Source organism: Allomuricauda sp. MMSF_3307, from assembly GCF_030733585.1.
Taxonomy (GTDB): Bacteria; Bacteroidota; Bacteroidia; order Flavobacteriales; family Flavobacteriaceae; genus Flagellimonas.
This window is the reverse complement of record NZ_JASHIQ010000008.1, coordinates 22893-43766: the sequence shown is the minus strand read 5'-3', so window position 1 is coordinate 43766 and position 20874 is coordinate 22893. Positions and strand designations below refer to the sequence as shown.

The 20874-nt window shown below is 42.7% G+C and carries 18 protein-coding genes; 3 read left to right on the top strand and 15 right to left on the bottom strand.

Annotated features, from left to right (window positions below):
* Positions 1 to 2 precede the first annotated feature (2 nt).
* From rnhA to RBB12_RS16000, 9 genes are all read right to left on the bottom strand, one after another.
* Positions 3 to 740 carry a ribonuclease HI gene (gene rnhA / locus RBB12_RS16040; RefSeq protein ID WP_306014697.1) on the bottom strand — a complete coding sequence of 246 codons (738 nt, stop codon included), beginning with the start codon at positions 738 to 740 and terminating at the stop codon, positions 3 to 5.
* A 162-nt stretch (positions 741 to 902) separates the two neighbouring features.
* The gene (locus RBB12_RS16035; RefSeq protein ID WP_306014696.1) at positions 903 to 2600 is read right to left on the bottom strand and encodes a hypothetical protein; all 1698 of its coding nucleotides are present in this window, start codon (positions 2598 to 2600) and stop codon (positions 903 to 905) included.
* 51 nt (positions 2601 to 2651) lie between these two features.
* The gene (locus tag RBB12_RS16030) at positions 2652 to 3725 is read right to left on the bottom strand and encodes a DUF4297 domain-containing protein (RefSeq protein WP_306014695.1); all 1074 of its coding nucleotides are present in this window, start codon (positions 3723 to 3725) and stop codon (positions 2652 to 2654) included.
* 463 nt (positions 3726 to 4188) lie between these two features.
* A complete protein-coding gene (locus RBB12_RS16025) occupies positions 4189 to 5034 on the bottom strand; it encodes a TlpA family protein disulfide reductase (RefSeq protein WP_306014694.1) in 846 nt (281 codons plus the stop codon).
* 820 nt (positions 5035 to 5854) lie between these two features.
* Positions 5855 to 7387 carry a DUF748 domain-containing protein gene (locus RBB12_RS16020; protein ID WP_306014693.1) on the bottom strand — a complete coding sequence of 511 codons (1533 nt, stop codon included), beginning with the start codon at positions 7385 to 7387 and terminating at the stop codon, positions 5855 to 5857.
* 36 nt (positions 7388 to 7423) lie between these two features.
* Positions 7424 to 7822, bottom strand: a complete 399-nt coding sequence (locus RBB12_RS16015) for an arsenate reductase family protein (RefSeq protein ID WP_306026674.1) — start codon at positions 7820 to 7822, stop codon at positions 7424 to 7426.
* Between the two features lie 137 nt (positions 7823 to 7959).
* Positions 7960 to 8406 (bottom strand): DoxX family membrane protein, encoded by a 447-nt coding sequence (locus RBB12_RS16010; protein WP_306014691.1) that lies wholly within the window; start codon positions 8404 to 8406, stop codon positions 7960 to 7962.
* 1 nt (position 8407) lies between these two features.
* On the bottom strand, positions 8408 to 9286 hold the full coding sequence (locus RBB12_RS16005; RefSeq protein ID WP_306014690.1) for an IPT/TIG domain-containing protein: 879 nt from the start codon (positions 9284 to 9286) through the stop codon (positions 8408 to 8410).
* Positions 9287 to 9298: 12 nt separating this feature from the next.
* Entirely contained in the window at positions 9299 to 11404 is a 2106-nt protein-coding gene (locus RBB12_RS16000; protein WP_306014689.1) for a TonB-dependent siderophore receptor, read from the bottom strand.
* A gap of 105 nt (positions 11405 to 11509) precedes the next feature.
* Between RBB12_RS16000 and RBB12_RS15995 the strand changes: the two genes are divergently transcribed.
* The gene (locus tag RBB12_RS15995; RefSeq protein ID WP_306014688.1) at positions 11510 to 12436 is read left to right on the top strand and encodes a DUF6607 family protein; all 927 of its coding nucleotides are present in this window, start codon (positions 11510 to 11512) and stop codon (positions 12434 to 12436) included.
* The gene (locus RBB12_RS15990; RefSeq protein ID WP_306030359.1) at positions 12420 to 12977 is read left to right on the top strand and encodes an FMN-binding protein; all 558 of its coding nucleotides are present in this window, start codon (positions 12420 to 12422) and stop codon (positions 12975 to 12977) included. Before RBB12_RS15995 ends, RBB12_RS15990 begins: the two co-directional genes overlap by 17 nt.
* A 60-nt stretch (positions 12978 to 13037) precedes the next feature.
* Here the strand turns inward: RBB12_RS15990 and RBB12_RS15985 are convergent, their stop codons facing one another.
* The 5 genes from RBB12_RS15985 to RBB12_RS15965 form a co-directional block, all read right to left on the bottom strand.
* On the bottom strand, positions 13038 to 13763 hold the full coding sequence (locus tag RBB12_RS15985) for a DUF3307 domain-containing protein (RefSeq protein ID WP_306014686.1): 726 nt from the start codon (positions 13761 to 13763) through the stop codon (positions 13038 to 13040).
* Positions 13760 to 14359, bottom strand: coding sequence for a transcriptional regulator (locus tag RBB12_RS15980; RefSeq protein ID WP_306014685.1), 600 nt, complete (start codon positions 14357 to 14359; stop codon positions 13760 to 13762). The genes RBB12_RS15985 and RBB12_RS15980 overlap by 4 nt, the downstream gene beginning before the upstream one ends.
* A 174-nt stretch (positions 14360 to 14533) precedes the next feature.
* Entirely contained in the window at positions 14534 to 14980 is a 447-nt protein-coding gene (locus tag RBB12_RS15975; RefSeq protein ID WP_306014684.1) for a hypothetical protein, read from the bottom strand.
* A gap of 109 nt (positions 14981 to 15089) precedes the next feature.
* Positions 15090 to 15281, bottom strand: coding sequence for a hypothetical protein (locus tag RBB12_RS15970; RefSeq protein ID WP_306014683.1), 192 nt, complete (start codon positions 15279 to 15281; stop codon positions 15090 to 15092).
* 164 nt (positions 15282 to 15445) lie between these two features.
* Positions 15446 to 17941 carry a zinc-dependent metalloprotease gene (locus RBB12_RS15965; protein WP_306014682.1) on the bottom strand — a complete coding sequence of 832 codons (2496 nt, stop codon included), beginning with the start codon at positions 17939 to 17941 and terminating at the stop codon, positions 15446 to 15448.
* Positions 17942 to 18206: 265 nt separating this feature from the next.
* Here RBB12_RS15965 and RBB12_RS15960 point away from each other — a divergent pair, with 265 nt between their 5' ends.
* Positions 18207 to 18929, top strand: a complete 723-nt coding sequence (locus tag RBB12_RS15960; protein ID WP_306014681.1) for a hypothetical protein — start codon at positions 18207 to 18209, stop codon at positions 18927 to 18929.
* A 451-nt stretch (positions 18930 to 19380) separates the two neighbouring features.
* Here RBB12_RS15960 and RBB12_RS15955 read toward each other — a convergent pair whose 3' ends face one another.
* On the bottom strand, positions 19381 to 20811 hold the full coding sequence (locus RBB12_RS15955; RefSeq protein WP_306014680.1) for an SLC13 family permease: 1431 nt from the start codon (positions 20809 to 20811) through the stop codon (positions 19381 to 19383).
* Between the last annotated feature and the right edge of the window lie 63 nt (positions 20812 to 20874).

Here is a 20874-nt window from a genome sequence, read left to right as displayed (position 1 = left end):
TTTCATTCAAACAATCTATTTTCATTGACAATTTCTCTTTTTCCATCTTCTGTCATATACATAGTTTTACAAGAAGGGCAAAAAAGATAATATTCAAAATAGTACGATTGATTTGGTTTTAATTTTTTCTTTTTCGGTGTTTTCTTTATTACTGGCTCCCCACATTTGCGGCATTCATCTCCTACGTTTTCTATTTTAACTTTGCTTTGTTTGCTAAACGTTTTGTCAGTAGATGAACTTTGGTCATTGTCGATTTCTTTAGGTTCATACCCAACATCCTCAATAAGTTCATTAGAGTTTAATCCAATATTCGCCAGAGTATCACAACGTTCATTTTCTGTATGACCTGCATGCCCTTTGACCCAATTGAATTCAACATTATGTTTAGATATTACATTTAATAATCTATCCCATAAGTCACTATTAATTGCAGGACTATTCTTTTTTCTTTTCCATCCATTTTTTTTCCATTTTTCCGCCCAACCTTTTGTTATTCCATTGATTACATATTTAGAATCTGTAAATACTTGAACATTGGATTTTGTTTTTAATTGCTCAAGTCCAAAAATTACCCCCATTAATTCCATTCGGTTATTCGTAGTTAATTCATAACCTTGGGAAAATTCCTTTCTTCTTCCTTTATAGGATAGAATCACTCCGAAACCACCTTTACCTGGATTTGGTTCGGCTCCTCCATCAGAAAAAAGTTCAATATCTGGGATTTCAGTCCATTCTCTCATAGGTGGGTTTTAACTTGCAGCTAACGGTTTAGTATAAGAATAGCAGCGGGTTTTTACGCACTAACTTTTCGGTTAAACACAAATTTTGATATGAGCCAAAATTCTTGATTTTACCACTATTTCGCCTATTTTTTTATGTACATTGTTGGCTGCTGGGTTTATTTATTTAAAGATATTTTTCACTTCATCATACTTCTCTTTGCTGAGTAATTTGTTTTCATCTAGAGTAATTATTTGTGCTTTATTAGCAAATGGCTTGAGTTGTTCATTTTCCATAGCGCTCATTATAATTTGATTGCCATCTAAAAAATCGTCTGTTAATAATTCTACTATTTTTTCATAGTTTGTAAATGACTGTTCCTGCTGATTTGGGGTGTCAATGACTAGAGGAGACTTAGCTTCATTTCCAAATTTTTCTACCATCGAAAAAATAGTCAAGTAGTACCCTAATATGGCTCTTGCACCTTCAGCGGCTCCACCTTCTTTTATGACTTTATTGTAGTCTAATGGAGAGTTTATTTCAGATAGATTTACTGCTTCAGCGTCAAGTAGTTTAACGTAATTTGATAAAATTGAATTAAAGGAGTTCAAAATACTATCAGTTTCTTCTTCAGTTGTTAAAGACTTTTGTTTCTTTTTTAAGTCTTTGATTTCTTCTTGCAGTATTGCTATTTCGGTATTTTTTATATTCTTACTTATAGTTACTTTGCTTTTGATAGAGTTTCCGGCAACACTTTCAATTATTTGATTAAAATCAATTATTTCAGTTTCGTCTTCAATTACATACTTTTCATTTATTTCAGAAATTTGCGACTTGATACTCTCCAATTGCCTTTCATTAGAAGTTATTTTCTTGTCAATTTTAACAGTAGATTGGATTATTTCTTTAAGCTGATTTTCAGCTTGATTTTTATCTGTCATAATTGAAGCACGGTTCACAATTGAGTTTTCGTGAACAACACCACATAATGGACATTCGATTTCATCATCTTCAATGTTTTCAACAGAATATTTATAGTCTTTGTCAAGTTCTGATATCAGTTTCTCAGTCATTACCTGCTGTTGATAGAGGTACGATTTTTCGGAATTATTGATAGCTATTGCATGAAGCAATTCTTCTTGACTTTTTTGAAGCGATTCCAAATCTTTTTTTATGCTGTCTGTAATTTTATTGATTGCAGAAACCGTAGTAACCGTATTTACTGAATCAGGAACATAGCTTTCAATAACTTCAAGGGTTGTGTCAATTTTCTCTACTTCATACTCAATATTTTTTTGTGATTCCTTCTTATCTGTTCGTTCAGATTCCAATTCAAAATGTTCAGGTTTAAGGAGTCCTACATGATATTTTATTATAGTAGACTTCCAATTACGATATTGACCTAATCTATCAAAATTGTCCCAAGCTTTAGCCCAACTTCTCTTCTGGTCAATATAGAACGGGATAAAATAATAAGCAGGAGGGGGAGTCTCTAACAACCCTGAATTTTGATTTGGTAATAATGCGCTGAAACCAACAATCTCTGCAAATCTTTGAGAATACTCACCTGTTATTTTTTGAAACTCTTCATAATCAGAACTACCTTCTTTAATAGAAATTTCATTTTTATATCTTTTTACTCTAAAAGTTTTGTCGGCAACTTCAAAGTCAACGATTGTTTTACAGTCCTGAGCATTCCAAGTAGTATCAAGTTCGGGTTCACAGCCAAGTCCCCAAAAAATCAATTTTAATAATGTTGATTTTCCTACACTATTATCTTTTGCCGTTATCAGATTCAGGTTTTTGCTGAATTTGAACTGATTTGCTGACTTTGCTGTGTTTGACAGAACTAGCAGTTGTATCAATCTTAAGCTTTTCATTTTGTTTAGTTCTAAGATTTCTTATCAATATTTTAAAGTTGCTTTTATCCATTACATCATCATTATATATTCACAGATTACAGCTGACGTTATTTCATCTTGTGAAGAAAATTGTCTTTGAATTTTCGCAGGTAGATTAGTCGATACCTGAATGATTAATTCTTTGAATTCAGATTCTCCTGAAGCAATTGATTCTTCAATTCTTTTTTGAAGGATAGTTGTTGTGTCGTGTTGAAAACTACTATTATTACTTATCCTTTGTCTCTTGTATCTTAAAAATGATCGTTTTAATAACATGGACTTGATTGAATTAAGACCTATTTCTGCACAAATACGGTTGAACTCCAAATCCAATTGAGCTTCGTCTTTAATATTTGTGAATTCATTTATGACACTAGTTACTTTTTCTGAAGTCAGCGCCTTATTTTTTATGAGTTCATCCCATTTGGTGAAATCATAGGTGACTTTTCCTTTTCGTATAAGTTCATCAATAAGAAGTCTGTAAATCGATTCATCATTAAATCGTGATTCCGGATAAAGGCGATTTATTAAACTAGAAATTTCACCAACAAGGATTTTCTGATAATCTTTTTCGGCTAAATCAGGTACAATAAACTTTAACGTTGACGGTAACTCAGAAATCGAAAGTTCACTTTTTAATGCGTCTTCTAATTTTTTAAGTTGATTGTCTGTTAAATCTTCTTTTCGAATAATTTTTAGTTCAACATCATCTTTTTTTAATTCAAGATTAAAGTTGCTAGTGCAAACAAGATTCAAGGAGGTAATCTTGTCTGCATAAGGTTTAGAATTAACACTTTCAATTAGCTTACCTAAAACTGACCTGCCGCTCTTTTTTTTCTCTACTAATTGATAATTTGTAAATTTTGCTGAATTCGTTTTAACCTGATTGAATTCGAATTTTGCATTTTGAGAATTTAGTGAATCACTAATCACGACATCTTCATGAAGTTCAATAAATACTGCATATTCATTCGTTGTATCATGTTCACAAATAACTCTGTATAAAGCCCAATGATACTGATATAGGTACTTATCAATAGTTTTAGCCCCTGCCTTTTCTCTTTGCGAGTCGAATAAGGGATTTGTATTGTTTTTATCGGTCATTTGTGAGTTTTTCACCTTGCTGCCAACTTGTTTAAACAAGCATAAAGTACATCCATAAACACCCAAACAGGAATGTTATCGATGTCTTAGCATAGTTTAATACGTAAGAGCGGGGGTAGGGCTGCGGTATGCAAAATAGCAATTACCCATAACATTTCATTGCAGCAAAACCTTAAAAAAACTAGGGGAAAAGTGCAGTTTGCAGGGGGCAGTAGTCAGTAGGCAGTAGGCAGTAATTAGTTGGCAGTAGGCAGTAATCAGTTATCAGGCGGCAGGAGATAGGGGTAAAGGGACAAAAGGAAAGGGGAAGCAGTAAGCCACTTTAGAATGTGAAGCCCGATACCGTGATAATTGTATCCTAGATTAAAAAAATAGGATTTTCAATAGTAGCAGTATAAACAAAACCATTGCGAGTCCTATCGCGGTAAGTTTCTTTTTTCTGGTGTCAAACATTTACATAAATCTAAAACGGCAAGTCTTGTTTACGGACAATTTTTTGCAATTGTCGGTCCAGATTGTCAATATAAATGCTTTCGCCCGTCACAAAATTACCGCTGTAAATAATGGTACTATCCTTTAGGATAATTAAGTGTGGATATGCATTAAAGTCCAAAGCCTCCTGTACCTTTTTCATGGATTCGCCATACAGGGTGGTGTAGGAGTAATTCAGTTTTTCCGCTACGTGGGTTCTGGCTTCAAACCTTTGGTTTTTTAGCGGGATGTTCACCGAATAGAAGGCAATTTCGGGATGTTGGTACTTTTCACTGATCTTTTCGTAGTAGGGAAATTTTTCAAAACAGGGTTTGCAGGCCGTGTTCCAAAAATCCAGAACGGTGATTTTTTGATCGAACCGAATAGTGTCTTTGTGCTTGTCCAAAAAAACCAAGTCCGAGGGAAAAGGTTTGGTTTCATAAAATGTAGAGTCGTCCGTTAAGGCCAAAAGCATGCTGGGATATCCATATTTCCCTAAAAACAGGGCAAAACCTATGGTAAATAGCAGCTTGGGAATAAAATGGGCTTTTTGGGCCCATCGTCCCAGAAAAACCACTAATGGTATGCACACCAAATAGAGAATGGAGCGCTTAAAATCCATACTGATGATGGATGGAGCAAGAATTAATAGCCATAGTGGCATAAAAGCCCACAGCAATTGTCGTTTTGGACGCTCTTTTAAGAAGTAGGCGACCAAGAAACAGGTGGTTAGGGTAATGGGAAGCATAAAGGAATGATCGCCGTAAAAAATAACACCCGCCAAGATGTAGCTTAGAGGAACTATGATGTAGGGACTCTTTTGTAAAAGTGATTTCATAGACAATTTATAACTCGACTAACAGGTATAGGGGGTTATCCTACGACATAGGTCATAGTTGCAATACGTGTTCGATTAAACAATAGGAGGTTGAGGTGCCAAAATAATAATTACTTGTAAAATTCCATTGCAGCAAAACCTTAAAAAAACTGGGGGAAAGGTACAGTTGGCAGTAAGCAGGAATTAGTTAGCAGGGGGTAGTGGACAGGAGGCAATCAGCAATGAACAATTTACAGTGGGCAGTAATCAGTTATCAGGCGGGAGATGGAAAATAGGGACGGGTGGGAAGGGGCTAAGGGTTGAAGGTAAAGGGTAAAGGGAAGTGGGTTTAAACATGGGAGCGGTCGAGAAGCTGTATTATTCAAATTCCAAAATCCAAAGCCCAAATTCAAGTGTCAAATTCAAATTCAAGCTCAAGTTCAAATTCAAACTCAAAACCAAAACCAAAACCTCAAACCTGAAACCTGAAACCACAAACACCAAACCACAAACACCAAACCACAAACACCAAACACCAAATTCCAAAATCCAAAGCCCAAATACAAGTATCAAATACAAGTTCAAGTTCAAGTTCAAATTCAAAACTTCAAACCTGAAACCACAAACCACAAACCAAAAATTCCAAAATCCGAAGCCCAAATTCAAGCTCAAGTTCCAAACCCGAAACCTGAAACCTGAAACCACAAACAATAAACGCCAAACAATAAACGCCAAACAACAAACAATAAACAACAAACGCCAAATTCCAAAACCCAAATTCAAGCATCAAGTCCAAGCACAAGTTCCAAACCCGAAATCCGAAACCCTCAACCCGAAACAGCTACTCCCTTTTTTTGCCGCGGCCTGTCATGGTGTCCACCAAGCCCTCCTGCAGATTGAGCCATAAATAATTAAAGAACGATTTGTCCTGCTTGCGTTCCATCTCAAAATCGCCATGACGAAAGCCGTCCTCGTCCGTTTTGTTACCGTCCTTGGTAAATAAGTTCACCACGGCCGTGAGCACTTTATTGACGCCCAAACGGTTCTTTTTGAGTACGGTAAACTCAAAGTTGTCGTATTTCATCTTCATGTCGCCCTGTGATTCCAGCTCGTTCCCGCTGATCGTAAAGTAGAGTTGTTGCACCGTGCCCTCCACCTCGGCGCCCAAGTTCGATTTTAAAAAGGGATTAATGCTTTCCGACTGAAAATGCGATAGTTCGCCCTTCACCAAAAACGTATTGGCCTTGCTCTGCGGGTCAAACGACCAATCCAACCGAAACGGGCCATTGTCCATCAATTTGGCTGTGATGTTCGCCCGTACCTCGCCCGTGCCCTTGGAGTGTAGGTTGCGGATGGTCGCATCGATTTCGGTAAAGGTCAGGTCTTTGGGGGCTATATCCGGTTTTATCCGTTCCTCGTAGGCAATCATCCCCTCCGAGATGGTCACGGAATCTACCTGCAACTCCAACGGCAGATCCCGCAACGCCTGATTGTAGAGTTTTTTATGCGAAGTGTTGTCCGGCAACAATTTATCGCGGTACACATAAAACATGGGTTGCTGCAATTGCAATTCGCCCAAATGGAAATAAGGTTCACCTTTGGTGGTACCCGCCTCCCAGTCGTTCAGTAGTACGTTGGCAATGCCCAAATCGTAATGGTCGTGCTCTTGGGCCACTTGGCGGGACAGTTCCGTTTTGCTATACCTGCTACGCAGTGCAAATTGCTCGAACGCCCCATCATCGGGATTGAGATTCATCTGCCCAAATGTTATGGCTTCCAAATCACTCAGGTCGTAATAGCCGTTTTGGGCAGTAATTTGGTAGGTTCCGTAGTCCACGGGAAAGGGGGCATTGGACTCTTCGGTGGGGTAGGTTAGGTCGCTAATGTTGATGGTCATATCTTCCAGAAGGGCCGAACGTTGGTTAGTGGTATCCTTCATTAAAAAAGAACCGTTTTCAACAATCAGTTTTTCGATGGTGATGCGTGGGGAGGAAGAATTTGTTTCAGAAGCGGAAGAACTGTCCTGCTTTTTGGGATGATAATTAATCGAGGGCGATTGGATGTGCACTTTGGAAAATATCACATCCTCTTTTTGAAGCAAGACCCAATAGTGAAGACCCCTCACCTGAAGGGTTTCCGCAGCAACCTCCCATTGCCGGTCCGGGGTACGGGCCGAAACTTGGCTAAGTCGGATGTTTCCCAAAAATACATTGGTGTGCAGCCCTTCGTACTGCAACTGATAAGGTTGGATGGCTTCACTTTGGAGCAGCGAAGCCACTTTTTGGTCAAAAAACCACTGTACCGCTACGCTTGCCGAGATAATCAGCAGAAGGATTCCAATCCCGAGATAACGGGCTCTTTTCGATTGCGGCATACGGATGAACGGATTTAAGTATGGGATGGGGGCAGTTTAGTCTTCGTCTTCGATAAACTGCATCACTTCGGACGGAGTGTCTATTTGTACGGCTTGGTCACCGTTTACCAAAATGGGTTGGGTCACCACTTTGGGGTTGTTTTCCATTAATTTTAACCAATCTTCATCATCGGGCAACTCCGGGTTTTCGCCGTATTTTTTAATAAAATCGGGATGTTCGGTATTAATGAGGTCTTTGATGGGCTTGCCCAACAGTTTGGCCAGTTCGGTCCATTGCGTGCCCGTAACTTTGGTTTTGGAAAGGTCGATGTCCAACACTTTTTTCTGGGACGATTTCAGGTAGGCCAAGGTCTGCATGCCTTTATTGGTCTCGGCATTGTAAAATAGTTTGATTTCCCGTTCGTTGGTGGCTATTACTCCCATGTCATCCGTCATTTAAATAAACTTTTTTATAAAATACCACATTTTTGACGGTTCGGCTTAACGTTATCCATTTTTTTCGTGTCGTAAAACGGATAAAAAAAACGGGGCAATTGCCCCGCTTTCTCATCAAACTATCCGAATGGTTGCTGCTAGATGGGTTTTATCCACAGCAAATGTTGCCAATGGCGCCTTTCCTTGAGGACCAAGGCAATGTTCACTGCGAACAAACCAAAGGTTTGTAACAGTTCTGGTAATTCATCCGATTCCAAAAACAAATGGAACAAGAAAATATGCAGGGTAATGGGCAGCAGGAATAGAGCTCCTACAAAACTGGTGCCTTGCAGGATCAACAAGAGTCCGAACAGCAGTTCGCAAATCCCCAGTACTTCCCAAAAGTAACCCGTTTGTTTGGCCCCACTGATGTACAAAATCTTCTGCAGGGTATTTTCCTTCTCGGGCGAGGTGAACTTTTCGGCTTTTTCCACCACCTCTACAGGGGTGGGTATGGGCTTTTGGAACTTTTGGATGCCCCCATAGATCATAAATCCGCCCAATAGCAGCCTCAATACAATGTAAACAATGCTTATGGGTTTCATATTAGTTGGCGTTTAGTGAGGTTTCCCCATCGTTTGGATTGTACACAAAATTGAAGGTGTACACTCTGGATTCATCCGTAAAGGCATCTGGTTCTGCGGGTGCATCGCGGTAGTAGCTCAAAATCTCTACTTTGGCATACTTTCCATCGTGGGTGCGGAACACCAAAACCCGTCCCGGAATCGGGGTCACGGTAAAGGTGGCGGAGTTGTAGTTGTACCAACCTTCTTGGCTTCCTGTGGGGATGGCGAAGGCACCGTCGGCATCTACCTCAAAGGTGAGTCCCTCTGCGGTGGTCACATCGGTAAACAAACCGGATTCAATGGCCGCACCGGCATTTCCGTTTCTAGCGGGCTCGTCGTTGGTTCCCGTCACGGTTCCTCCGTTCACGGCAATGGTGGTTCCCCTAAAGGCAATATCCCAATCCGTTTCACTATCGGTCACCTCACCGGTCTCAAAACTGAATTTGGTGAATGGGCCGCCAATCGGTTGTCCTTGACCTCCTGTTTGCGGAGCCTCCAAGTTTTCGACGGTAGCGCTCACCAAATTGGCCAATACGCTAAAAGAAGCCGTCACTTCCCGGGAAGTCCCGTTGGCGGAAAGGGTCACAGCTCCTGAAGTGGCCCCGTTGGGAACAGTGGTAACGATTTGGGTGCTGGTTGCCGAGCTGATGGTCGCCGCTACGCCACCAAAAGTCAAGCTGATATCCGAAGCCTCGGGGAAATTGGTTCCGGAGATGGTAATTTCGGTGCCTACGGTTCCCGATTCCGCGCTTATGGCAGTCACGGTAAAATCCGTCATGCCACCGTCGTTGTCTTCGCTACAGGCAACAAAGGCAAAGAGTAGGGCTAAAAGGCTGAATAGTTTTAGGGTTGTTTTCATGTAATCTTGGTTTTAAAATTGAATATTAAGTCGTGCAAATAATTGTATTCCGGGATTGATCAATTGTTCATTGTCCTGCGATGCCAAAGGATTGGACCCTTGAAAGTCCAACAGATTATTGGCGCCCAGTTGCAATTCATAGTGTTTAAAAAATGTTTTTCCGAAGGAAAGATTCACTAGGGCGTAGCCATCCACAAAGGAGTTGTCCAGCTCGTCGAGCACATCGTTGCCGTTACGGTCGGTGAGTCCAAAACGGCTACGGTACACCACGCGTAGGTTGGCATTGGCGCCCCATTCGGGCGCTTCGTAAAAAGCTTTGAAGTTGAGGGTGTGCCTCGAACGGTTTTCGAGCCCAAAGTAATCGCTGCGGTCCAATCGAATGGTTTCCAACGTTTGCTGGTCACGGGCAAAGACCTCACCATTTTCAATGGCATCCTCCTTATCCTTGTCGAACGCATACAGCAATTGGTAGCCTGCGGACAGGTCCAAATTTTCAAGAACCTTGTATTGAAGGTCCACCTCAAGGCCTTGGGTGTACACGCTTTCGCGGTTGATGTACCCGAACACATTTTGTCCGTTGGTCTTGGCCGCCAAGATGCGGGTATCGATTAGGTTGGTAAAGTCGTTTCGAAAGAAATTTAGATCACTTCGAAATTGCCCTTTTTTGAAGCCCACCCCCAAGTTGATGCCCACTGAACTTTCGGCGTCCAAGCGTTCCCCAAGGTCGTTGGGGTCCACGACAAGGTTGGCCACTTCATCATTTTCCTGCAAACGTTGAATGCCTGCGGCCTCCACTTCCTTTCCAAAAACGGAATAGCCACCACCTGCGGCATTGGTAAAGTCGAGGTAGAGCTGACGGAAATCGGGGGCCTTAAAACCACTGCCCACGGAACCCTTTACGGACCAATATGGGGAAAGGTCGTAGCGGGCGGATAGTTTTGGGCTGAGCTGGGAATTGTACTCACTATGGTTGTCAAAACGGGCCCCTGCGATAATATTTAGCTTTTCCAATGGTTTAAAGTCGTATTGTGCGTAAACATATTGGGAGTTGAAGGTGATGTTTTCCGCAAAAAGCGAACGCTCCAAGTTTTCGAGATTGTAACCGGCGCCCACCGTTACCGTATTATCCGAACTGAAGGCGTGGTTAAAGCGTACTTCGGGACGGAAGAGTTTTTGGTTGAAATCATTGTCGAGCAGAATTTCATCGTTAATAGGGTCTACCGTTTGCTCGTTGGTGACATAATTGGTGTAATACAGCTCGTACTCGAAGCTGGATTTCTTGCTCAATTCATGGTCCAATCGTAGGTGTACATTGCCATCACGCTCTTCGCTTGTTCCTGAAGGGATGTCGAAATCCTGAAGAAAGTAACGCCCAGATGCAAAAGCCTTGAGTTGGTCGGACACATTAAAGTATACCCTTCCATTTAAGGTGTAGTTGAAAAACGGATTCACGGTTTGCCCCTCCGAGTTGGGAGTCAGATCAAAACCGTCGGTGCTCAATCGGTCCACAAAGAGTGAGTAGCCAAGGTCCCCTTTTCTTTGATTCAGGTTGATGGTGCTATTTTGATTGTTGAACGTTGCCGCGCGATGGGAAATCTGACCGCTAATGTCATCGGTATTCGGTTTTTCTGTGATGATGTTGATGACCCCGCCCAGGGCTTCTGAACCAAAAAGACTGGAGGAGGGACCCTTTACCACTTCAATCTGTTTGATATTGCCAATAGCAAAACGGCTCAAGTCCAGATTTCCAGAGCTTCGGCCTACTACGGGAACCCCGTCTATCAATATCATGACATAATCGGAAGCGATTCCTTGGATCTGTACCCCTTCGCCACCACCAATGGTTGCATCAGGAGTCATCACAATTCCGGTCTGTTCGTTTAGGATTTCATTTAATCGGGTAACCCCGGAACGATTGATCTGTTCCTTGGGAATCAAGGTCACAGGCAGTGGGAGGGAAGAAAGTTGGCGCACCGTTCGGGTTGCCGTAACCACAACTTCATCCAGATTTTCGGTGATAATGGAGTCTTTTTGTTGGATGGGGGATTCTTGGGCAGAGACCAAGCTGAGTGTTAAAAGTGTTGAAAATAAGAGGTAAATATTTTTATTTAGACTCATTCCATTTAAATTTGGTGACAAATATATATTTAATTTTTATTCAATCTAAATAAGTTTAGTATTTTTGACCCGAACAAATTCTAAAACGATCAAATAGAAACTGATATGAAAAAAACAATCGCTTCATCGTTGCTTTTGGCCTTTGTAACCACCATGGCAACCTCACAGGAAAAAAAAGAATTGGACCGCCAAGCTATTTTGGATATGTGCGGCTGTTACGAGGTAAGCTTTAAGTATACCGAGACCTTTGCCCCAGAAATCGATTATGAAAAGCACCTGGACTATACCTCCAAGGCCTTGGAACTGGCCTTGCCGATTGTGGACGAGGACAACAAAATTTCGTTGCAGCATCTGTTGGTATTGAACGATACCACGGTAATCAAGCACTGGAGACAGGATTGGTTGTACGAAAACCAGGCGGTGTTTCACTACGACAAGGACAATAATTGGGTTTTTACCCAACTGCCTGCCAATGCGGTAAAGGGCCAGTGGACCCAAAAGGTGTATCAAGTGGATGATAGCCCACGGTATTCCGGATCTTCTACATGGGTACATTTTGATGGAAGACACTATTGGGAAAATAGGAGCGACTCGCCACTGCCCCGAAGAGAATACACCAAAAGGAGTGACTACAATGTTATGAGCCGCGGCAACAGACAGGAGATTACCGCCAACGGCTGGGTGCATGAACAGGACAACAATAAAATTATCCGCACCGATGGGGAGCAAGATGTGCTTTTGGCCCAAGAGAAAGGATACAATACCTATGTAAAAGTAGCTGACGAAAGATGCCAGGCTGCCAAGGAATGGTGGGCGGAGAACCAAGATTTTTGGGCGACTGCCAGGGCCGCTTGGGATGAGGTATACAATAGGGAAGGTGACCTTACCCTCTTAAAAAAGGTGGATGATAAACCGTTGTTTGTGCATTTTTACGCTTTGGAGCAAAAAGGTGCTACCAAGGAGGAAGTCTTGGAGACCATTAACAAATTTGTAGCGAACACCTCTGTAAAGAACAATGTTGAGGGCCAATAAAATTCAGCAGATCAGTGCTATGGTGATGCTATCCACCTTGTTTTTATTCGGATTCAAGGTGGATAAGTTATCGCCAAGATTACAGGAGAAAATCAACAGTGCGGTGACAGGCACCTACGAGGTTACGGATTTCACCATGAACTGGGTGGACATTACGCCCGAACTGAACCAAAAAACCCCATCCGAATTGGGCGGCGACAACTTGTTCGAAGTGGTGTCGCAAGGAAAAAGTTTGGGATATGTGTATGTGGGCGTGGCCCCAAGTCTCAAGAAAACTTTTGATTACGTAGTGCTTTTTGACGCGGATATGAGCATTAAAAAATCCAAAATACTCATTTACCGCGAGGACCATGGACGCCAAGTGGGCAGCCAGCGTTGGTTGAAACAATTTATCGGTAGAAAATCGGGGGAAACCTTGGTGTATGGAAAGGACATTGACGGTATTTCCGGTGCAACGGTCTCTGCCAAATCCATGACCTTGGCCGTAAGCCAAGTGTTGGAGAGTATGGAGATCCTTAAGGAAAGCCAAGTTTTTAACTAAGTGTTTTTAAGTTTAGTAATGTTAAGGAGCCATCCAATTTTGGGTGGCTTTTTTTTGGGTCTAGATGATTTCCATCAAATAGCCATAAAACAGGCCAGAAAGAATGGCCAAACCAAAGCTCAATAGGGTTCCGATAAGGACATATTCCGTGAGTTTTCGGTTCTTGCCCTTGTTGAGGTCGCCAAAACGGAACACGGATTTTGCAGCGATCAAAAGTCCAATGGCCGCCCATTGCTGCATCAGTATAAAACCAAATACAAAAAGGCGCTCCAACATGCCGATATAGGTGCCTGCATTTTTGAGGGAACCTCCTTCGCCCGTAGGGTCGTCCTTCGCAACTTCATCAATATAAGGTGCCAACAACATGCGCATCAGGATACCCGACACGTAGGTAACAAACACCAAAAAGGTGATAAGCAATAAGGTCTTTTCATCCCAGAAAAAGCTAACATCAATTTGAAAAGGGGATAGCCAGTACAAAACACTGCCCAAGACGAATAAGTGCAACAACTGATCCAGCACAAAGAGCCAACGGTAGTTTTTGGGATTGGTGAGGGATAACTTTGCCAAATCTATCAGAAAGTGGGTCACCACGATTACGGCAATCGCCCCAATATGTTTGAATTGCAGTAAGAGCAGGAGGGCCAAAAGATGTACCCCGATGTGAGCATACAAATATTTGGAACGTCCCTTTTTCTTCAGCTTGTCCTCGACCCAATGCCCGGGTTGAAGAACAAAGTCCCCGATAAAGTGGGCAAGCAGTAGTTTTAGGGCCAAAAGCATCATAATTGGGCGAGTTGTGCTTTGTAAAAATGAATCATTTTTTGGACTTCATCAAATCCTGCCTTACTTAATTCCTCACTTATATTGCCTTGTGATTTGTTGAGAAGTGCCGCCAGTTCCTTTTGATTCAGCTTAGGGTTTTCTATGGCATACTTCACGGTTTTGGAAATGGCCGGTGTCCAATCATCCATGGTCAGCAAGGCCAATTCCAAGAGAAGGTTGATATGTCCATCGAACGTTTCATTGCTGGTTTGTAGTCCGAGATTTTGTTTTTTTAGCTTTTCAAAACATTCACCGGAATGGACAAAGGCAGGGCCATTGGATTCGGTAATCTTTGGTGCATCGTAGTTTTTTTCGCCCAGTCCAATGCCAATACGAACATCCAATGGTCGAATTTGCTTGATGCTGGCCTTGATATGGATGGCGGCTTGTAATGCTGTTTCTGCGGTGGTCTGTAATTGAAAGCTGTCACCGCGGTATATTTCCCAATCTTTGGGCTCTTGGCCATATTGCGAAAGTACCCCTTTTAAAAGGGGTAACCATGTACTGGCTTTATGTTCCGAGGAGTTTTTGATGTCTCCGGTGAGAATGGCTATCATGATATTTCTTGATTAAAATATCTGTTTATATGCAGATAATTAATTATATCTGTAAAAAAGCAGATAATCAAATATATCTGTAAAAAAGCAGATAACCAAGTGTATCTGTAAAAAAGCCATAAAAAAAGAAACCGCGACCATGGCAGGCGCGGCTTCTTAAATCAACAAAAAACACTATCCTCTTCTCCCTCTCTCCTGCATTCTTTTACTGCCATGCATTTTTTTGTGATGGGTGAACTTTTTCCAAGTCTCATACTGTTTTTCGTCCAGTATGTCTTTCATTTTTTCCTGAAGGGCGATTTGACGGTCCAAACGTGCGTTGGCCATTTCAAATCGCTCTTCGGAGGATGGTTTTTCCCATTCCCCGTTTTCTTTCGCCACCTTTATCTCGTCCCATTTCTCTTTTTTGAACTTGGCGTTTTCCAGATTAATGTGGTACACTTTGTCCTGCTGTGTCTTGGTCAGGTCCAATGCCAAGACCATGTGTTTGGTTTGCAGGGTGGCCATTTGCTCTGCGGTCATGTCCATTTGGGGAGCTTTGCGCATTTGTTGGCCATCATGTCTTTGTGCGGTCGCGCCGATACTTATCAGCAAGACCAATGTTACTGCTAATCGTTTCATAAACTTAAATTTTAATGATATGCTTTGGACAAAGCGGCTATCCAAAGGTTTAACCATCAAAACTGGGTTTGTGATGCTTTTAACAGTTCAAAAAAGGTAAGGGTGTGAACTACTTGATTTCTTCCTCAAGCTTTTTCTCGGAATCATCCACATACTCGTCGGCGTCCTCAAATTGGGTCTCGACATAGCTTTTTGAATTGAGATGTTCCTGGAAGTTGTCGTGTTGCTCTACTACGTAATAAAGAGCCGAAGCTGCCACGAAGCCGCAAAAGTAGAGTAAGCTTTTAGTTTTGTAGTTCATGATGTGAGATTTGGGATTACTAAAGTAATCAATACGAAGGGAAATCCCACTTATATGTTGTGAAACTACTTTTGGCTGATGTGAAGGGATAAAAAAACAAGGTGTGATCGATGAATGCACCGACCACACCTTGAAGATCTAATTTATTGTTCTTATCCGGAGGCCTATTTGGGCTCCAATATTAGGTCGATACGCTCCATGGCATCCTGCAAATGGTAGCGGCTCATGGTATCCGAGATTCGGGCCAGGCCATTTCTGATATCCCTTTTCAGATTGTTCAGCTCAGCTCTTGCCACTGAACGGATATCCGATTGGCTCGTGTTGATGGGTGTTGACTTTCGGTATCCACCAAAATCGGGCATTTTGCCCTGACTGTCCGCGGTCATGAGGTACTCCAAACGGTCGATATGCGCTTTTTGAAGGTTCCTTCGATAGGTATCAATGGTTCTTCCGCTTCTGGTCTCCGACCATATTCCTTTGCGTAGATCGCCCATCATTTCCACAATACCATAGGCTTCTTGGCCATAAAGGGTTTCCGCTTCGATAAGTCGCGCCAGTTTGCCCAAATGCAGCATGGTGTTCAAGTAACGTTCTTGGGTGTCACGGATGCGTTCCACCGATCCAGAGTATTCAATTTTATTGAAGATGTCGGGCTCGATCAACCACTCCGGGGTTTCAAAAAGTTGCTCTTGCATAAAATTCATGGCCCGCTTTTGGTGCGCTTTGCTTACGGGCGTATAAACAGCTCCTTCTTGATCCGCAGTTTTATGGTATTCGTATACGCCGCCAATGTTGTTGGCCACGTGCCCCATATATCTGCGGAACTGAGCCACCACGTGACCGTACATGGTTTCCAAGTCGTCATAGTCCTCGCCTTTTTCTGTGGTCCAGTCCATAAGATTGGGAACTATGCGCTTTAGGTTTTCGATTCCATAAAGGCTGGCTTTAATGGCATCGTCCCCTAAGTCTTCGGTTTGGGAGCTCGGATCGTGGATATCGCCCACTTGCTGATGCCCAAATCGGTACATGGGATCGCCGGCATGTTCCAAAATCCATGCGTTGAGCACTGGTTTTTCCTCTTCCGCTGTTTTGTCCAAAATAGGTCTGTATCCCCATTTAATGGCATACTTGTCATAAACGCCAATATCGGGCATAAGGGCCACGCCTTCGTCACCGGGTTGTGCCACATAGTTGAAACGTGCATAATCCATAATGGAGGGCGCAGTCCCATATTTCTGCGTGAAACTCGCAGAGCGCAGGGAATCAACAGGGTAGGCCACGCTGCTTCCCATGTTGTGCGGAAGCCCTAGTGTGTGCCCTACTTCGTGGGAGGACACAAAGCGTATCAGTCTACCCATAATTTCCTCCTTGAACTGGGTTTTCTGGGCTTCGGGATTGATGGCGGCGGTCTGTACAAAAAACCAACCCCGTAGCAAGCTCATTACATTATGGTACCAGTTGATGTCCGACTCCAAGATTTCACCACTTCGTGGATCACTTACGTGTGGACCGTTGGCGTTTGGAATGGGGGAGGCCAAATAGCGTACCACCGAATAGCGCACGTCCTCGGGAGACCATTCCGGGTCTTCTTCGGGTGATGGCGGGTCTTTGGCGATAATGGCATTTTTGAACCCGGCCGCTTCAAAAGCGACCTGCCAATCTTCGATACCTTGTTTAATGTAGGGTACCCATTCTTTTGGGGTGGCCCTATCCACATAATACACAATGGGCTTTTTGGGCTCCACCAATTCACCTGCCTTGAATTTTTCAATGTCCTCGTCCTTCACCTCAAGTCTCCAACGATCTAAATAGGTCACCGTTTTGCTTTCTTGGGCATCGAGGCCATAATCCACCTGTCCTCGGGCAAACCATCCTACACGTTCGTCAAAATAACGGCGCTTCATGGGTTCTTCGGGCAGTAAAATCATCGAATTATTGATTTCCAACGAAATGGACCCAAGGCTTTCGTTGCTTGGCGGATCGTTGGAGAGGTATGTTTTTACGTGGCGTGCCTCAATGTTCAAGGGATAACTTTTGATGGACTCGATATAGCTTCTATCCCCGTCCAAACGGCTTACTTTGAACCTTTTTCGGTAACCATCGGGAAATCCAAGTGCCTGCACATCCTTGGTAAACAAAGGATCTATTTCGATCACGGTTGCAGGGTTCAGCGAATCTTTTTTGTTGATGGCCTGAATATCGAAGGCAAAAAGTACTGGCTCAAAGTTAGAGTTGACCACGGCTTCGTGAACGGGCAGTGAGTCGGCAGCCACATTCTCGTAAGAAGCGACACGCAAGAGCACCTTTTTGTCTTTTTTCTCCCAGCGCAATACTTGGGTGTTGATTTTTCCGCCACCAAAGCCGATACCGGTAGCGGTTTTGGAAATTCGGCTTACCATAAGCATTTCACGCCCGAACAAGGAATCCGGGATTTCATAAAACTGCTTGTCGTCCACGGTGTGCACGCTAAAGAGTCCTTCATCGGTCTTGGCGTTCTTGGTAATGACTTCATCATAAGCTTTGATGTCGCCAGCCTTGGGTTTTTCCTTTTTTTGTTCGGTTTCTTTCTTTTTCTTTTTGAAGAGTTGGGCTTCCGCAGTTTGAAGGGAGCCCAAAATCATAATGACTAAAAGTAGTCGGGGTAGTAAATTTTTGATCATTATAGGGTGGTTTGAATAACTAAAAGATTCAAAGAACCTAAAAATCGGCAGAACTAACTGTTAAATAAATATTAACGGCACTTTTTTTAACGTAAGTGCCTAACCTTTGGGAGTCCTGCCTTTTACTGATGGTTTGGAGTGAAACACCTTGTTTTTCGGGGCCTAACGGACATTTGGTTTTCGTAAAAAAATCCTAAATACTGTAACGTTTTGGTTTTTGAATAGTCTTATAGGCATATCATCAATCACAAAATTCAATCAAAAAATGAACAAGTTATTATTAATTTATGGAAGTGTCCTATTAAGTAGTACCGCCATAGCCAACGACCAACAAAATGCCAAGGTGGCCGAGCTCCAATCGGAGACACTTGGTAGTTTAGAGAACAGTTTAACGACATTGAACATCAATGCCGATGTAAACGATTCAACTTCGGGAATGGGCGAATATGCCTCTTACGAATTGAATTTGGATGAAGTAGTTTATATAGAGGATGAGCCCGAACTGGATTTGGGATTTGATACCTCCGATTATCTACCAGAGGGTTTTGACCCTTACAAAAGCTACTTTGATCTGAATTCCATCATATACCTCGAAAACAATGTTGAACCAGAACTAGGTTTTGATACCAAAAGGTACTTGCCGGAGCACTTTAATCCTTACAACGAGGTAGTGGATGTACATTCCATCAACTATATGGAAGAGGAGGATATGGAACTTGGATTCGATACCAAGGACTATTTGCCTGAAGACTTTTCTCCCTATGAGGTGTACGTGAATTTGAAGGCAATCCCTTACATGGAAAGTGATGTGGAGCTTGAATTGGGCATTAACAGCGAATATTTGTTGCCCGAAGGTTTCAATCCGTATACCGATGTTATTGCCGTTACTTCCATCAACTATATGGAAGATGAAGAAATGGATTTGGGATTTGATACGTCCAATTATCTCCCAGAAGGTTTTGATCCCTACTCAGGATCAATACAGTAAAATGTTCATCATTTTACAACTTATTTGAGTTAGCTATGAAAAACCCCTCCGACGAGGGGTTTTTTAGTTTTCCGTAACTGCCCATCTGTTAACGAAATCTATATAAGTGTCTGGTTAACATAAATATAACATGGACATCTTTGTGGAATTATTTTCAATGAAAAAGGTTTTTATGTGCGAATTATTTCATGATTTGACCTTTTGACTGCGATAATTTCACACTTTACAGCATTACCGGCCTTAACGCAGTCAAACGAAGGTCTTGCCCGCTTCGTTAACAAAAGGCTAATTACAATATTCTTCACAAAAAAGGGTTGTAAGTTTGTACCTAACAAAGAGTTACGTGCCACTTGTGGCAAAAGCAAGTAGCGTAAGTTAAGTTAGTTTCTTACATTTTTTTGAGTTAGTTAGTTTGTGAAAATGCCCTTCCGCCCGGAGGGGCATTTTTAGTTTAGAACAATAGCGGAATCACAAATTGGAACACCAAAATAAGCAGCACCACAGCAATCAAATTTAGGATAACGCCCACGCGCGCCATCTGTGGTATTTTCACATAACCACTGGCAAAGACAATGGCATTTGGCGGTGTGGCCATGGGCAGCATAAAGGCACAGCTGCTTGCAATGGTCACGGGAATCAGTAGATGGAGCATGGGAATGTCCAGACCAATGGCAATACCCGCTACCACTGGGGCAAGTACGGCCACAAGGGCCACGTTGCTCATCAACTCGGTCATAAACAGCATTAAAAAGATCAATAGGGCAGCGGTGAACAAAACACTTACCTCGCTTTGCGCAATGGCGTTGGCGACCATATCCACAATGCCACTAGCGGACATGCCTTGGGCCAAGGCCAAACCTCCACCAAAAAGGATCAAGATGCCCCAGGCCAATTTGGAGGTGTCCTGCCAGACGATTATAAAATCTCCTTTTTTAATATTGTACGGAATGGCGAAGAGGGCAATGGCAGCCAAAATACTGATCATGGTATCCGTAAGTCCCAAACTGGGGAAAATGCCATTGATCAAGGTTCTGAAAATCCATAGGAACACCGTTACCCCAAAAATGATGAGCACCATTTTTTCCTTGCCGGATGTGGGGCCCAATTTCTCGAGCTCTGTATGAATGACTTCTTTGGAGGCGCTGAATTTTAAATCCCGGTTGGGAAACATCCATTTGACCAAAACCAAATAACATATGGCAATCATGATGATGGAAAAGGGCAATCCAATCGTCATCCATTTCAGAAAGGAAATTTCAGTGTTGTATTCATTTTCCAAAAGCCCGATCAATACGGAATTGGGTGGTGTGCCGATTACTGTGGCAATTCCCCCCGCATTGGCGGAAAAGGCAATGCCGAGCATTACGCTCAGCGCAAAATTTTGGTCGTTTTTGGTAAAACCGTCCTCGTCGTTGATCAATAAATTGATGACGGAAAGGGCTATGGGCAGCATCACCACGGTGCTTGCCGTATTACTGATCCACATGCTCAAGGTCGCGGTGGCAATCATAAAACCCAGAATAACCTTGTTGGGAGTGGTGCCCGTCAGTTTAATGATATTGAGCGCAATCCGTCGGTGCAGATTGACTTTTTCCAGTGCCAAGGCCATGACGAATCCCCCAAAAAATAGAAATACAATTGGACTGCCGTAGTTGGCCCCCACCTCTGCAATGGGGAGTACATTCAAAATAGGCATCAAAAGTAACGGAAGCAGTGCGGTCACCGAAATGGAAACCGCTTCGGTGATCCACCAAATCAGCATCCAGGCTGCTATGGCAATTACGGGGTCGCCTTTTTCGGATACTATTTCAAAAGGCAACAGGTTCAGTATCAGGAAAGCGATGGGCCCAAGGGCCAATCCAATTTTTTTGCTTAGCTCCATTGGGGTTCTAAGCTAGGATATTTTGATAAAAGATAAAAACAAAGAAGCCCCGTGATGGGGCTT

Bases quoted from the DNA above. Each gene is read 5' to 3' on its own strand.
- rnhA (WP_306014697.1), bottom strand. From the start codon at position 740: ATGAGAGAATGGACTGAAATCCCAGATATTGAACTTTTTTCTGATGGA.
- RBB12_RS16035 (WP_306014696.1), bottom strand. From the start codon at position 2,600: ATGAAAAGCTTAAGATTGATACAACTGCTAGTTCTGTCAAACACAGCA.
- RBB12_RS16030 (WP_306014695.1), bottom strand. From the start codon at position 3,725: ATGACCGATAAAAACAATACAAATCCCTTATTCGACTCGCAAAGAGAA.
- RBB12_RS16025 (WP_306014694.1), bottom strand. From the start codon at position 5,034: ATGAAATCACTTTTACAAAAGAGTCCCTACATCATAGTTCCTCTAAGC.
- RBB12_RS16020 (WP_306014693.1), bottom strand. From the start codon at position 7,387: ATGCCGCAATCGAAAAGAGCCCGTTATCTCGGGATTGGAATCCTTCTG.
- RBB12_RS16015 (WP_306026674.1), bottom strand. From the start codon at position 7,822: ATGACGGATGACATGGGAGTAATAGCCACCAACGAACGGGAAATCAAA.
- RBB12_RS16010 (WP_306014691.1), bottom strand. From the start codon at position 8,406: ATGAAACCCATAAGCATTGTTTACATTGTATTGAGGCTGCTATTGGGC.
- RBB12_RS16005 (WP_306014690.1), bottom strand. From the start codon at position 9,286: ATGAAAACAACCCTAAAACTATTCAGCCTTTTAGCCCTACTCTTTGCC.
- RBB12_RS16000 (WP_306014689.1), bottom strand. From the start codon at position 11,404: ATGAGTCTAAATAAAAATATTTACCTCTTATTTTCAACACTTTTAACA.
- RBB12_RS15995 (WP_306014688.1), top strand. From the start codon at position 11,510: ATGAAAAAAACAATCGCTTCATCGTTGCTTTTGGCCTTTGTAACCACC.
- RBB12_RS15990 (WP_306030359.1), top strand. From the start codon at position 12,420: ATGTTGAGGGCCAATAAAATTCAGCAGATCAGTGCTATGGTGATGCTA.
- RBB12_RS15985 (WP_306014686.1), bottom strand. From the start codon at position 13,763: ATGATGCTTTTGGCCCTAAAACTACTGCTTGCCCACTTTATCGGGGAC.
- RBB12_RS15980 (WP_306014685.1), bottom strand. From the start codon at position 14,359: ATGATAGCCATTCTCACCGGAGACATCAAAAACTCCTCGGAACATAAA.
- RBB12_RS15975 (WP_306014684.1), bottom strand. From the start codon at position 14,980: ATGAAACGATTAGCAGTAACATTGGTCTTGCTGATAAGTATCGGCGCG.
- RBB12_RS15970 (WP_306014683.1), bottom strand. From the start codon at position 15,281: ATGAACTACAAAACTAAAAGCTTACTCTACTTTTGCGGCTTCGTGGCA.
- RBB12_RS15965 (WP_306014682.1), bottom strand. From the start codon at position 17,941: ATGATCAAAAATTTACTACCCCGACTACTTTTAGTCATTATGATTTTG.
- RBB12_RS15960 (WP_306014681.1), top strand. From the start codon at position 18,207: ATGAACAAGTTATTATTAATTTATGGAAGTGTCCTATTAAGTAGTACC.
- RBB12_RS15955 (WP_306014680.1), bottom strand. From the start codon at position 20,811: ATGGAGCTAAGCAAAAAAATTGGATTGGCCCTTGGGCCCATCGCTTTC.